Here is a 13,136-nt window from a genome sequence, read left to right on the forward strand (position 1 = left end):
GCCGCGCGCGCCCGGCTCCGGGCCGCGGGCGACCTTGAGCGGGCGGCCGAGCACGTCCGCGAACACCCGCAGCCACGGCAGGCTGCGCGCGCCGCCGCCGCACACGCCGAGTTCGCCCGTCAGGCCCGCCGCTTCGAGGCAGTGGCGGGCCGCGAACGCGATCGCCTCGCACATGGCCCGCACGAGCTCCGCGCGCGAGGCCCGCAGGTCGAGGCCGGTGAACTCGGCGCGGGCGCGCGGGTCCACGAACGGCACGCGCTCGCCCGAAGGCGACAGGTACGGCAGCGCCGCGACGCCCCGCGCACCGCGCGGCGTCTCGTCCAGCATCCCCGACACGTGCTCGTGCCGTGACCCGGTCATGTTCAGCACCCAGTCGAGCGCGACCGTTCCCGTCATCGCGGGCAGGGCGCGCAGGTTGCGGTCGGCGCGGTCGGTGGCCAGGTGAAAGCCGACGGGGTCGCCGTCGCGCACCACGCGCTCGGCGACGACCTCGCAGGCCAGCGTCGTGCCGATGATGAGCAGCCCGTCGCCCGGCTCGGTGATGCCGGCGCCGAGCGCGCACGCCGGCAGGTCGTAGGGGCCCGAGCTGACGGGCGTGCCCTCCGGCAGGCCGGTGCCGTCGACGTCGCCGCGCGCCCGCCCGAAGGGGACCGTCGTGGAGACCGGCGGCAGCAGTCCTTCGCGGTGTTCGATGCCGAGCGCTTCGAGTACCTGCGGCGAGTACGTGCGGGTGGTCGGGTCGAGGAACGGCACCGAGGCGTCGGACAGGTCGGTGCAGCGTTCGCCGGTCAGCCGCAGGTGGAGGACGTCCTTGCAGCACGCGGCCGTCGTGGCGGCGTCGAGCGTCGCGGGCTCGTTGCGGTCGAGCCAGGCGAGCAGCGCGCCGGGGGAGCCGGGGAACAGCACGTTGCCGGTGTGCCGGAATAGCCGCAGCGCCGTGCCGTCCGCCATCCAGCCGGCGACGAGGTCGCCCGCCCTGCCGTCCATCCACGACAGCGCGGGCCGCACGGGGTGCCCGTCGGCGTCGACCAGCCAGAGGCCGTCGCCCTGCCCGGTCATCGCCACGAGCGCGGGCGGGCCGCCGTCAGAGCCCGCGTCAGCACTGCCGCCCGCGACGGCGTCGATCACGCGCACCGCGGCGCGTACGACCTCGTCGACGTCCTGCTCGACGCGGTCGCCGCTGCCGCCGAGCGACACCGGCACCGACTCGACGCGCAGCGCCGTGCCGTCCTCCGCGAAGGCCACCGCCTTGGCGACGGACGTTCCCATGTCAAGTCCGACGAACACCGCGTGCTCCTCTCAGACGACCCAAACGACCCAAACGACCCAAACGACTCAGACGACTCAGACGACGCGGTGGGCCAGCGGCTCACCACGCAGGTACCGGCCCACCTCGGCGGCCGCGATCCGCGCCGCGTTGTGCGCGACCGCCGTGTTGGCGCCCGCCAGATGGGGTGTCATGACCAGCCGCGGCGCCGTGCGCAGCCGGCTGTCCGCGGGCGGCGGTTCGACGGCGAACACGTCGAGCGCCGCGCCGGCGAGCCGCCCCGACTCAAGACCGTCGCACAGGGCGTCCTCGTCGAGCAGGGCGCCCCGCGCGCAGTTGACGACGACGGCGCCGTCGGGCAGCAGCGCCAGCTCCCGCGCGCCGAGCAGCCCGCGGGTCTCCGCCGTGAGTCGGGCGTGCAGCGAGACGACGTCGCTCGCGCGCAGCAGTTCGTCCAGGGTGGACACGGCGCTCGCGCCGGTGTCGCGCAGGGTGGCGGCGTCCGCGTACGGGTCGTACACGAGGACGCGCGCGCCGAAGGCCGTCAGGGCCCTGGCGACCCGGCTGCCGACCGCGCCGCAGCCGACGAGCCCGACGGTCGCGCCGTCGAGCCCGGGGCCGCAGTTCTCGTACGTGTAGAACTCACCCGCCCAGCGCCCGGACGCGAGAGCGGCCGACGTCTCGGGGACGCGGCGCATCGCGGCGAGCATCATCGCCACCGTGTACTCGGCGGTGGCGGCGGCGTTGCGGCCGGGCGTGTTGCAGACGCGCACGCCGTGCTCCTCGGCCGCCTCCAGATTGACGTTGACGGGCCCGCCGCGCCCGACCACGACCAGCCGCAGCGAGGGCGCCGACGCGAGGACCTTCGCGGTGACGGGCCCCATCTGCGTGAGGCACACCTCGGCATCGCCGAGCGCGTCGATCATCGTGTCCTCGTCGCCCGACGCCTCGTCGACCTCCGAGACGGGACCGAAGGGGGTGAGCGGCCAGGGCAGTGTCAGCGGGGCCACCGTGTGGCCGTGGTCCTCGCCGAGGACGGCGGCGAGCTCCCGGGCGAAGAGGTCGGGGGCGACGAAGTGGTCGCCGGCGGCGAGGATTCGCATCGGACGGGGCCTCCCTGACGGTCGGGACTGCGGGCTGCGGCGCGGACGCATCAGAGACTACGGCCGCCGCACGCGCGGTCGGGGCTCCCGGCGCGCCCGGGCGGAACCAATCGCGTACCGGAACATAAGGTGAGGTCATTCCGTACGGGGCCGGGCCCGGGGCCAGGGGCCGGACCCGGGGCCACGGGCCGGGGCCGGGGCCACGGGCCGGGGCCGGGCGGCCCGACGACGTGGCCCGAAGACGTGGGAGCAGGTGGGACCGTGGCAACGGCTGACGACGACGGCGTATGGCTGGGCATCGACCTGGGCACGCAGAGCGTGCGCGCGCTCGCGGTCGCGTCCGGCGGGCGCGTACGGGGCCAGGGCTCCGCGCCCCTGACGGGCACGCGCGACGGCAAGCGGCACGAACAACTCCCCGCCGACTGGTGGTCGGCCACCGTCGACGCGGTGCGCCAGGCCGTCCGCGGCCTGGCCGCGCCCGTCGACGCGCTCGCCGTGTGCGGCACGTCGGGAACGGTGCTGCTGACGGACGCCAAGGGCGAGCCCGTGTCGCCCGCGCTGATGTACGACGACGGGCGTGCGGTCCAGGAGTCGCGCCGCGCGCAGGAGGCCGGCGAGGAGCTGTGGCGGGAGCTTGGCCAGCGCATCCAGCCGAGCTGGGCACTCGCCAAACTGGTCTGGCTCACCGAAGACGGCGACAGCGGCAGCGGCAGCGGCCCGCAGACAGGCGCGCAGGCCGGGGCGCGCGTGTGCCACCAGGCGGACTTCGTCACCTCCCGCCTCGTGGGGCGGCCGGTCGCGACGGATTCCAGCCACGCGCTCAAGTCCGGCTACGACACGCGCCGGCGCGCCTGGCCGGTGGACGTGCTGGACGCGCTGGGCCTCGGCGGCCTCACGTTCCCCGATGTCGTGCTGCCCGGCAACGTGCTCGGCACGGTCGGCGCGGCGGCCGCCAAGGAGACGGGCCTGTCGCCTTCCACCCGGGTGATCGCCGGGATGACCGACGGCTGCGCGGCCCAACTCGGCTCCGGAGCCTGGGAGGTGGGCCGCTGGAACTCCGTGCTCGGCACGACGCTCGTCATCAAGGGCGTCACCGCCGAGCCACTGCACGACCCGGCGGGCGTTCTCTACAACCACCTCTCCCCCGACTCCACCTGGCTGCCCGGCGGCGCGTCGAGCGCCGGTGCGGGCGTGCTGACGACGGCGTTCCCCGGCGCCGACCTGCCCGCACTCGACCGCGCGGCGGCGGCCCGCGAGCCGGCAGGCGCGATCACCTACCCGCTGGTCTCGCGCGGCGAGAGGTTCCCGTTCCTCGCCCCGGACGCCGAGCTGTTCACGCTCGGCACACCGGCGGACGACGCCGACCGGTACGCGTCGCTGCTCCAGGGCGTGGCGCTGGTGGAGCGGCTCTGCCTCGCCTACGTACGCCAGTTGGGCGCACGCGTCGAGGGGCCGGTCGCCTTCACGGGCGGGGCCACGCGCAGCGCGTACTGGAACCAGCTGCGGGCCGACGTGCTCGGCAGGCCCGCGACCGTGCCGGAAGGGGCCGGTTCGGCGCTGGGCATGGCCGTACTCGCCGCACGGGGCGCGGGCGTCCCGCGGGACACACTGCGGTCCATGGTCCGCGTCGCGGAGGAGGTCGCACCGCGGGATGCCGTGAAGGAACGCTTCGACGGTGTGTTCGTGGCCCTGGTCGACGAGTTGGCGCGGCGCGGCTGGCTGCCCGAGGAGACGGCACGGTACGCACGCGAGGAAGGATGACGGTGCCCCGATGACGCCCGACGAGACGAAACCCGGCGCAACGAAGCCCGGCGCAACGAAGCCCGGCGCAACGAAGCCCCGCGAAACGAAGCCCCGCGAAACGACGACACTCTTCCTCGCCCGGCACGGCGAGACAGTGTGGCACGCCGAGAACCGTTACACCGGCAGCAGCGACATCGCCCTCACCGCACGCGGCGAGGAGCAGGCCGAGGCGCTCGGCCGCTGGGCCGCATCAGCGCGGCTCGACGCGATCGTGGCGTCCCCGCTCTCCCGCGCGCGCCGCACGGCGGCCCCGTCGCTGCGCACGACCGGCCTGCCCGAGACACTCGAACCGGGCCTGTGCGAGCTCGACTTCGGCATCGCGGAGGGCCGGACGCTGGCCGAGGTGGAGGCGCGGGACCCGGACGCGGTCGCGGAGTTCGTGCGCGCCCCGGCCACCAGGCCGCTGCCCGGCGGCGACGACCCCGTCGCCGCCGCCGCGCGGGGCGCGGATGCGCTGTGGCGCGTCGCGGAGGCGCACCGAGGGGGCAGGGTGCTCGTCGTTGCCCACAACACCCTGTACCGCCTGGTGCTCTGCCACCTGCTCTCGATCCCGCTGGACGACTACCGCCGTGTCCTGCCCGGTCTGAGGAACGGCGCCGTGACGGAGCTGCGGATGCGGCCGGGCGGGCAGCGGCAGGCGTCGCTCATGTCGTACAACGTGCCGAACAACGTACCGAGCAACGTGCCGACGGAGCAGCCGTCTTCGCCGTGATCGGCGCTACTTCGTGAACAGCGCGTTGAGCGTCGAGTAGTCAAGCGCCCCCTCCAGCGGCCCGTACGTGCCGTCCGTGAGCAGCGCGACGGCGGCCGCGCGGGCCGCGGTGTAGGCGGCCTGGGCGGCGCCCGTGCCGACGCTGACGCGGCGGACCCCGGCGGCGGCGAGCTCGGCGACGGCGGGGGCGCCCGGGCCCGCCATGACGTTCACCGGAAGCGGGCCCTCCGCGAGCGCGCGCAGCGCGTCGAGGTCCAGCAGCCCGGGCACGAAGATGCCGTCGGCGCCGGCCTCGGCGTACGCGGCGGTGCGCGCCAACGCGTCGTCGAGGCGCCCCTCGGGCGCGCCGACGCCGCGCAGGTAGATGTCCGTCCTGGCGTTGATGACGAGTTCGGGCAGGCCCGCTGCGGTGGCGGCCTCGCGCGCCGTGCGGATGCGCGCGGCCTGCTGCCCGGCGGAGTAGAGCCCTCCGCCGGGCGCGCCCGAGTCCTCCAGGTTGACGCCGACGGCGCCCGCCGCGACGAAGTGGCGTACCGCTTCCGCGATGTCGCCGTACCCGCTCTCGGCGTCGACGGTGACGGGCACGTCGACGGCGGCGGCGATCCGCGCGGCGGCGCCTGCCATCAGCTCCAGGTCGGCGTGTTCTCCGTCGCCGCGCCCGAGGGACCACGCCACGCCGCCACTTGTGGTGGCGATGGCCCGCGCGCCGGCCTCGGCGATCACGGCGGCGCTCGCCGCGTCCCAGGCGTTGGGCAGGACGAGGACGCCCTCCTCGGTCAGGGCGCGCAGCCGCAGGGCCTTTTCCCGTGAGGCGGCCGGGTGCGTGTCAGATGGCATGTCTTCCCCGTGGTCGTAGCCGAGCCTGTAATCGTGCTCGTGGTCGTGCCCGTCGTGTCGAAGGCGCCGATGTCACGGGAAGACTACGCGGCGAGGACGTGCGCCGGGCCGCATTCGGCACCTGCGCCCATTCGGGTAGCGGCAGGCGTGCGGCGGCCGAATGCGGGTACCAGGCTGCACCATGACGATGCCTGGGGATGAAGGGTGAAGCCCGCCGCCTCCTCCCAGCGGCCGGCCGCCCGCCGCGCGGCCGGCGTCGTGGCGTGGTGGTGCGTGCTGTACCTGGTGTGGTTCGCGTTCAGCGGCGAGGCCGGCTGGCCGGTGGCCGGGTGGGGTGCCGCGGCGGCCGCGGTCGCGACGGCCGCGGGACGGGTGGTGGTCGCGCGGGGTCTGCCGGCCGTCAGGTTCCGGGCGCGGTGGCTGACCTGCGTGCCGAGTGCGGCGTGGCAGACGGTGGTGGACTTCGGCGTCATCACGGCGGTGCTGGCGCGGAGCATCGCCACGGGGCGGCGCGGCCCTGTGGGCCGCTTCGTGCACAGGGATGTGGATATGCGGGCTGCCGGTGCGGCTACCGGCCCCGCGGCCGTCGCATGGGTCACTCTGGTCTCCGGTTACTCACCCAACGCCTACGTGGTCGACATCGACCGGGACGCCGGCCGGGTGCTGCTGCACGACCTGCGTCCGCTGCGGGCATCGGAGGAGCCGGCATGAAGAACGAGTACCTGATCGCGGCGGTCGCTCTGCTCGCGGGCCTCGCGCCACTGGTGTGGGTCGGCGTGCGGGCGCGTGCCATCGACGGGCTCGTCGCCCTGGAACTCGCGGGGGTGATGACGACGCTCGTCCTCATCTGCGTGGCGGTCGGCACGCAGAGCTCGTCGGCGACGGGCGTCGCGCTGATCACAGCCGTCCTGAGCTGGGTCAGCGGTCTGCTGTGCGCCCGGTTCGTGGACCGTGCGCCGTGAGTGCGGTGCGTGTCGCGGCGGACGTGACGCTCGCCGCCGGTGTGCTGGCCCAACTGGTGTGCTGCCTGGGCGTGGTGTGGATGCGGGACGTCTTCGACCGCCTGCACTTCGCGGGCGCGGGGACCACCGTGGGTCCTGTGCTGATCGGTGTGTCCGTCGCACTGACCGGCTTCTCGTCGCCCTCGGGAACGGTGCAGTCGCTGGTCGCCCTGGCCTTCCTCGTCCTGCTCGGGCCCGTGCTCACGCACGCGACCGGGCGAGCGGCGCGCAACCTGCTCCACGGCGACCTCGGCCCGACGGGCCACAAGCCTGACGGCGGTTCACGCCCGCCGGAACCGAAACCGGCTCCGGCCGCACCCGAGGAGGGCGGCGGATGATCGACGTGGTGCAGATCGTCGTGCTGACGTTCGTCGCGCTGCTCGGCGTCGCCGTCGTCGCCTGCCGCGACACGCTGCGGCAGGTGATGGTCAACGGCATGTTCGGCCTGTCGCTCGTGGTGCTGTTCACCGTGTTCGAGGCGCCCGACGTCGCCATCTCCATGGCGGTGGTGTCGAACGTGGCCTATCCGATGCTGCTCCTCGCGACCATCTACCGCACCCGCGGGCGCGGCGCCGACGAGCGGGAGCGCGAGTGAGCCGCCGCCGCCTGCGCCTGCTGCTGTTCGTCCCGGTGGCGGCCGTGCTCGCGGGCGTGCTGATGTGGGGTCTGGTGGGCCTGCCGTCCTTCGGCTCGCCGCCGCACGCCTACGCGGCGTACCTGCTGAAGCACGAGGTCGGGCAGCGGCACGTCACCAACATCCCGTCGGCCATCGTCTTCGACTACCGCGGCTGGGACACACTCGGCGAGGAGCTGATCCTGTTCACCAGCGTGATGGGCACCGCGCTGCTGCTGCGGAGGGGACGCGAGGACACCGGCGAGCGGCCGCGCGACAAGGCGGCGAGCGCCGCCGTACGGCACGCGGGTGCCTTCCTCGTCCCGGTCGTGCTGCTGCTGGGGATCTGGACGGTCTCCTACGGCTACCTCACCCCGGGCGGCGGCTTCCAGGGCGGCCTGATCTGCTCGGGCGCCGCGCTGTTCCTCTGGATCGCCGGCAGCTACCGCCTGCACCGCGGCCTCACCCCCACCCCTCTCGTCGACGCGGCCGAGGGCAGCGGCGCCGCGGCCTACATCGCGACCGGGCTCGCCGCGCTCGCGGCCGGGCAGGCGTTCCTCGCCGGGTTCCTCCCGTCGGGCACCGTCGGATCGCTGCTGTCCGGGGGCACGATCGCCCTGCTCAACTGGGCCACGGGCCTTGAGGTGGCCGCCGCGGGCGTCCTGATCTTCCACGAGTTCCTGGAGGAGTACATCCAGACCGTCCCGAACCCGTCGCCGCGCCAGGAGGAACGATGAGCGTCTATCCCTACGTGGTGGCGGGCGTGCTCTTCCTCGCCGGCCTGTACGGCGTGGTGAGCAGCCGCAACTACATCCACGCGGCCGTCTGCCTGACGGTGATGCAGTCAGGCACGTACGTGGCGCTCATCGCCCTGGGCGCGGTGAGCGGCGGGCAGGCGCCCATCACGAAGGGGGCGCAGCCGGGCAAGCCCATGGCCGACCCGGTGGTGCAGGCGCTCACCCTGACGGACGTGGTGGTCAGCGTCGTCGCGCTCGCGCTGATGCTCGCGCTCGCGCAGCAGAGCCGCAGGCGCGGCGGCACGCTCGACCCCGACGAACTGGCGCGTGTCCGTGGCTGACGCGAGCACGCTGGTACCGCTGACCGTCGCCGTCCCCCTGATCACGGCCGCGCTGCTCGCGGCCGTCTCGCGGTGGATCCCGCGGCGCGGGCCCGACCTGGCGGCGCTCGCGGCGGCCGTCGCCGTCACGGTGATGTCCGTCGCCCTGGTGGTCGCGACGCGGGACACGCCGATCGTCTACTGGTTCGGCGGCTGGCACCCGGTGCGCGGCGTCGCGCTCGGCATCGACTTCGTCGTCGAACCGGCCGGCGCGTCGCTCGCCGCGCTGTCCGGGGTGATCGCCGTGGCGAGCCTGGTGTTCTCCTGGCGCTACTTCGAGGAGGTCGGGCACCTCTACCACACGCTGGTGCTCACCCTGCTGGCCGGAATGGTGGGCTTCTCGCTCTCCGGCGACCTGTTCAACATCTTCGTGTGGCTGGAACTGATGAGCGTGGCGGCGTACGCGCTGTGCGGCTATCAGATCCACCAGTCGGGCGTCGTGCAGGGCGCGTTGACGTTCGCCGTGCTCAACACGATCGGCACACTCACCCTGCTGATGGGCATCGCGCTCGTCTACGGCCGTACCGGCGCGCTCAACCTCGCGCAGATCGGCGAGAGCCTGCACGGGCATCCGCCGGGCGGGCCCGTGATCGTCGCCTTCACACTCATCACGGCCGGGCTGCTGGTCAAGGCGGGCGCCGTGCCGTTCCACTTCTGGCTGGCCGACGCGTACACCGTCGTACCCGCCCCGGTGGGCGCGCTGTTCGCGGGCGTCATGAGCGACCTCGCGTACCACACGTTCGCCCGGGTCTACTGGGACGGGTTCTCCGACGCGCTCGCCGCGCACCGCGACGCGGTGCGTGACGCGCTACTGGTCCTGGCCGTCGCGTCGATCCTCGTCGGCGCGGTCATGGCGCTGCTCGAAGCGGAGCTGAAACGGCAGGTCGCCTTCGCCACCGTCGCCAACGGCGGCCTGGTGCTCGCCGGCATCGCGCTGCTCACACCGCGCGGACTGGGCGGCGCGACGATGCTCGTCGTCGTCGACGGGCTGCTCAAGGCCGCGCTGTTCCTGCTGATCGCCGCCATCATCCAGTGGCTCGACGGCGGCGACGAACTCCTGCTGCACGGCAGGGGGCGGCGGCGTGGCGGGGTGCTGCCCGGCGTCCTGCTCGCCGCGTGCGGACTCGGGTTCGCGCTCGTCCCGCCGTTCGGCCCGTTCCTCGGTACCGCCCTCGCCGTCGACGCGGCGGGCAGGCCGTGGCTGACGGCGGTGGCGGCCTGCGGCGCGGCGGCGACCGGGGCGGTGTTCCTGCGCGCCGCGGCCCGTATCTTCCTCGGCTGGGGGCCGCGGGAGGACCCGGCCATCACCCGGGAACCCACCGAGTCGCGTGAGGGCGAGCCCGAGTTCCAGCCGAACGACGACTGGAAGCGCGTCGGGCACCGGATCATCATGCTCGCCCCGCCGACCGTGCTGGTGATCGCCGGGTACGTGCTGTCCCTCGTGCCCGGCGTCGCCGACTGGTTCACGTCGGTGGCACACGGCATCACCACACCGCACCGGACGGCCGAGTACGTCCTCAGCGGCCATCTGCCGCCCCTGCCGCCCCTGCCGCACAGCCACGGGCACTACGCGCCGGGGGGATCGGCGTGGGCGTGCGCGGCCGGCTCGCTCATCGGATCGGTGCTGCTCGCGGCGGCCTCCCTGTGGTGGCAGCGGCTGGGCCGGGTCGTGCGCAGGGTCCTCCTCGTACCGGTCGCCGCGCTGAAGAGTGTGCACGACGGCGCGGTGGGCGACTACACGCTGTGGTTCGCGACGGGGGTGGCCGCGCTGGGCGCGGTGTGGACGCTGACCCTGCGCTGACTGCCTCCCACGGCTCTTGTCCCCCGTGCGAGCTACGTGCAAGTGCCCACTGTGCGGTGACGATTCAGGCCTCCTCGATCCGTAGCGTTCCTGGCAGCCGCGGCGCTCCGGCCGCGGGTTCGTGAGGAGTGTTCTATGAGATTGGTCTGGCAGCTCCTGGCCGTTGCGGCGATCGCCGAGGCAGGCAGCCAGTGTGCCGCGGCCGTGCAGGACAACCCGTGGCTCACACTGGTGATCGGTATGGCGACGGCGGTGTTGGCGGTGCTCGTCTACGCGTGGGTGGTGCGGCGCACCGAGCACCGCGCGGTGGACGAGGTGGCCCGCGAGGGCGCGACGTCCGCGATCGGCCGGGGGGTGCTGATCGGCGTCGTGTGGTTCGGGGCGGTCATCGGCAACATCGCCCTGCTCGGCGACTACCGCGTGCACGGCCTCGGCTCGGTGACGGGTGCGGTGGGTCTCGTCGGCTTCATGGCGGCCGCCGCCGTGACCGAGGAACTGCTGTTCCGCGGGGTCCTGTTCCGGATCGTCGAGGGCCGCTTCGGCACGTGGATCGCGCTGACGGCCACCGGTGTGGTGTTCGGCTGCTCGCACCTGCTGAACCAGGACGCCACCGCGTGGGGGGCCGTCGCCATCGCCATCGAGGCGGGCGGCACACTGGCCGCCGCGTACGCCGCCACCCGCAACCTGTGGGTGCCGATCGGGCTCCACTTCGGCTGGAACTTCGCCGAGTCGGGCATCTTCAGCACCGACGTGTCGGGCAACGGCGCAACGCACGGGCTGCTGGACTCCGCGACGTCGGGTTCGTCGCTCGTGACCGGCGGCGCGTTCGGCCCCGAGGCGAGCGTCTACGCGGTGCTGTTCGGCGCGCTGGTGATGGCGGCGTTCCTGTGGCTGGCCCACCGGCGGGGCCGTCTGGTGCCGCTCCGCCGCAAGGCCGAAGCGGCGGGCGCCGCCGCTACAGTTGCCCCGTGATCGATCCCCCGCGGCCGGCCGCGCCGTGGCGCCGCTTCGCCGCCACCGGGTGGTATCTCCCCTTCGCGGTGGCGCTGTTCGCGGCGTCGCTCCTGCCCGCGTCACGCGCGTACGGCACACGGCTCGGCGGCGTGCCGACGCACCCCTTCGACGCGCCCGCCGTCGTGGTGGTCGCCCTGCAGTGCCTGCCGCTCGCCGTGTGCCGCCGCTGGCCCTTCGCCGCGCTCGGTCTTGTGTCGATCGGCTTCGCGGCCGACCAGCTGCGCGGCTACCACTCGCCCGCCGGCACCGCGCTGCCCCTCGCGCTGATCGTCGCGGGGTACGCGCTCGGCCGGCACCGGCGGGCCGCGGCGGCCCTGTTCACCGCCGCGTACGCGGTACTCGCGCTCGCGCTGTCCCGGCTGGGCTCCGGCCAGTCGCCGGACGAGTACGTGACGTTCTACCTGGCGCTTGTCCTCGCGTGCGGCATCGGAGTGTGGCTGCGCGCCACCCGGGCCGCCGAGGCGGAACGCCGCCGCCGCGTCGCGGAGGACACGCGTGCCGCCGAACGCGCCCGCATCGCCCACGAACTGCACGACGTGGTGACCCACCACGTCACGGCGATGGTCGTGCAGGCCGAGGCGGCACGGTACCTGACCGCCGCACCGGACCGCCTCGACCAGGCCCTGACCGCCGTCAGCGACACCGGCCGCCGGGCCATCACCGACCTGCGGCACATGCTCGACCTGCTGGCACCCGCGCCCGCACCCGGCCCCGGCGACACCGGCGAGGCCAGGGAGCCGGCAGCCGGCCGGCTGCTCACCCTCGTGGAGCAGACGCGCAGGGCGGGCCAGCCGGTGGAGTTCACCGAGGAGGGCACCGCACCCGAATCCACCGGCAGCGCCGACCTCGTCGCCTACCGGGTCGTGCAGGAGGCTTTGACGAACGCCCTCAAGTACGCTCACGGCAGCCGCACTTCGGTTCGGGTGCGCCACGGCGACGGGGAGATCAGCGTGGAGGTCGGGACGGACGCGCCGCCCGCGCCCCAGGACGCCCCCGCGCCCCAGGACGCCCCCGCCTCGCAGACTGCCTCCGCCTCGCACGACGTCCCGCGAGCGGCGTCGCCCACCGGCGGCAGCGGGCGCGGCCTGGCCGGCCTGCGGGAGCGGGTCGACGTCCTGGGCGGCGAGTTCAGCGCGGGCCGCGGTACGGGCGGCGGCTTCGTCGTACGAGCGCGCATACCCGCGCGGAGCGGCTCGTGACCGCGCCCACCCGGGTCCTGGTCTGCGACGACCAGATGCTGGTGCGCACCGGACTCGTGACGATCATCGACGCGCAGCCCGACCTGGAGGTGGCGGGCGAGTGCGGGGACGGCAGGACCGCCGTCGACCTCGCGGAGAAGCTGCGCCCAGACGTCGTGGTGATGGACATCCGCATGCCGGTGCTCGACGGCATCGGGGCCACCCGCCTGCTGGCAGGCGCCGGGGCACGCAATCCCGTCAAGATCCTCGTGGTGACCACGTTCAACCTGGACGAGTACGTGTACGAGGCGCTGCGCGCCGGCGCCTGCGGCTTCCTGCTCAAGGACGCACCGCCGGCGCAGCTCCTGCACGGCATACGCACCGTCGCCTCGGGCGCCGCGCTGCTCGACCCCGAGGTCACGCGCCGGCTCGTGGGCCGCTACGCCGCCCGTATCCGTCCCGCGGAGGGCGGCGCGCACGACAGCCCGCTGACGCCGCGCGAGCTGGAGGTGCTGCGCCACATCGCGGACGGCCTGTCCAACAGCGAGATCGCCGCGACGCTCATGATCAGCCAGGAGACCGTCAAGACGTTCGTCTCCCGCATCCTCGCCAAACTCGGCCTGCGCGACCGGGTCCAGGCGGTCATCTACGCGTACCGCAACGGCCTGGTGACCTGAAAAGCGCGAAACT

General features: G+C 74.2%; 15 protein-coding genes. 12 read left to right on the forward strand and 3 right to left on the reverse strand.

Translation table 11 applies throughout. From position 1 onward, the window contains the following. Window positions 1-1,287, reverse strand: a 1,287-nt coding sequence (locus JFN87_RS34350) for an FGGY-family carbohydrate kinase (RefSeq protein ID WP_209340505.1), incomplete at its 3' end; no start/stop codon positions are given. Between the two features lie 57 nt (window positions 1,288-1,344). After that, on the reverse strand, window positions 1,345-2,370 hold the full coding sequence (locus tag JFN87_RS14795) for a 2-hydroxyacid dehydrogenase (protein WP_209340506.1): 1,026 nt from the start codon (window positions 2,368-2,370) through the stop codon (window positions 1,345-1,347). Between the two features lie 261 nt (window positions 2,371-2,631). Here JFN87_RS14795 and JFN87_RS14800 point away from each other — a divergent pair, with 261 nt between their 5' ends. Both JFN87_RS14800 and JFN87_RS14805 read left to right on the forward strand, forming a co-directional pair. After that, on the forward strand, window positions 2,632-4,131 hold the full coding sequence (locus tag JFN87_RS14800) for an FGGY-family carbohydrate kinase (protein WP_209340507.1): 1,500 nt from the start codon (window positions 2,632-2,634) through the stop codon (window positions 4,129-4,131). Window positions 4,132-4,141: 10 nt separating this feature from the next. Next, on the forward strand, window positions 4,142-4,885 hold the full coding sequence (locus JFN87_RS14805; protein WP_209340508.1) for a histidine phosphatase family protein: 744 nt from the start codon (window positions 4,142-4,144) through the stop codon (window positions 4,883-4,885). Window positions 4,886-4,891: 6 nt separating this feature from the next. On the opposite strand, the gene JFN87_RS14810 is transcribed toward JFN87_RS14805, so the two are convergent. Continuing rightward, window positions 4,892-5,722 carry an isocitrate lyase/PEP mutase family protein gene (locus tag JFN87_RS14810; protein WP_209340509.1) on the reverse strand — a complete coding sequence of 277 codons (831 nt, stop codon included), beginning with the start codon at window positions 5,720-5,722 and terminating at the stop codon, window positions 4,892-4,894. Between the two features lie 204 nt (window positions 5,723-5,926). Between JFN87_RS14810 and JFN87_RS14815 the strand changes: the two genes are divergently transcribed. From JFN87_RS14815 to JFN87_RS14860, 10 genes are all read left to right on the forward strand, one after another. After that, complete coding sequence (locus JFN87_RS14815) at window positions 5,927-6,433, forward strand: hypothetical protein (protein WP_209340510.1); 507 nt, start codon at window positions 5,927-5,929, stop codon at window positions 6,431-6,433. Continuing rightward, entirely contained in the window at window positions 6,430-6,684 is a 255-nt protein-coding gene (locus JFN87_RS14820) for a monovalent cation/H+ antiporter complex subunit F (RefSeq protein WP_209340511.1), read from the forward strand. The genes JFN87_RS14815 and JFN87_RS14820 overlap by 4 nt, the downstream gene beginning before the upstream one ends. Further along, window positions 6,681-7,061, forward strand: coding sequence for a monovalent cation/H(+) antiporter subunit G (locus tag JFN87_RS14825; protein WP_209340512.1), 381 nt, complete (start codon window positions 6,681-6,683; stop codon window positions 7,059-7,061). Before JFN87_RS14820 ends, JFN87_RS14825 begins: the two co-directional genes overlap by 4 nt. Then, window positions 7,058-7,318, forward strand: a complete 261-nt coding sequence (locus tag JFN87_RS14830; protein WP_209340513.1) for a Na(+)/H(+) antiporter subunit B — start codon at window positions 7,058-7,060, stop codon at window positions 7,316-7,318. The genes JFN87_RS14825 and JFN87_RS14830 overlap by 4 nt, the downstream gene beginning before the upstream one ends. Continuing rightward, window positions 7,315-8,073 carry an MnhB domain-containing protein gene (locus tag JFN87_RS14835; RefSeq protein ID WP_209340514.1) on the forward strand — a complete coding sequence of 253 codons (759 nt, stop codon included), beginning with the start codon at window positions 7,315-7,317 and terminating at the stop codon, window positions 8,071-8,073. Before JFN87_RS14830 ends, JFN87_RS14835 begins: the two co-directional genes overlap by 4 nt. After that, window positions 8,070-8,414: a sodium:proton antiporter gene (locus tag JFN87_RS14840; protein ID WP_209340515.1), complete on the forward strand. Its 345-nt coding sequence runs from the start codon at window positions 8,070-8,072 to the stop codon at window positions 8,412-8,414. Before JFN87_RS14835 ends, JFN87_RS14840 begins: the two co-directional genes overlap by 4 nt. Beyond that, the gene (locus tag JFN87_RS14845; RefSeq protein ID WP_209340516.1) at window positions 8,401-10,254 is read left to right on the forward strand and encodes a complex I subunit 5 family protein; all 1,854 of its coding nucleotides are present in this window, start codon (window positions 8,401-8,403) and stop codon (window positions 10,252-10,254) included. The genes JFN87_RS14840 and JFN87_RS14845 overlap by 14 nt, the downstream gene beginning before the upstream one ends. Before the next feature lie 135 nt (window positions 10,255-10,389). Then, the gene (locus tag JFN87_RS14850) at window positions 10,390-11,226 is read left to right on the forward strand and encodes a CPBP family intramembrane glutamic endopeptidase (RefSeq protein WP_209340517.1); all 837 of its coding nucleotides are present in this window, start codon (window positions 10,390-10,392) and stop codon (window positions 11,224-11,226) included. Further along, window positions 11,223-12,467 (forward strand): sensor histidine kinase, encoded by a 1,245-nt coding sequence (locus JFN87_RS14855; protein WP_209340518.1) that lies wholly within the window; start codon window positions 11,223-11,225, stop codon window positions 12,465-12,467. The genes JFN87_RS14850 and JFN87_RS14855 overlap by 4 nt, the downstream gene beginning before the upstream one ends. Continuing rightward, window positions 12,464-13,123, forward strand: a complete 660-nt coding sequence (locus tag JFN87_RS14860; RefSeq protein ID WP_209340519.1) for a response regulator — start codon at window positions 12,464-12,466, stop codon at window positions 13,121-13,123. The genes JFN87_RS14855 and JFN87_RS14860 overlap by 4 nt, the downstream gene beginning before the upstream one ends. Window positions 13,124-13,136 lie beyond the last annotated feature (13 nt).

Source organism: Streptomyces montanisoli, assembly GCF_017813245.1.
Classification (GTDB): domain Bacteria; phylum Actinomycetota; class Actinomycetes; order Streptomycetales; family Streptomycetaceae; genus Streptomyces; species Streptomyces montanisoli.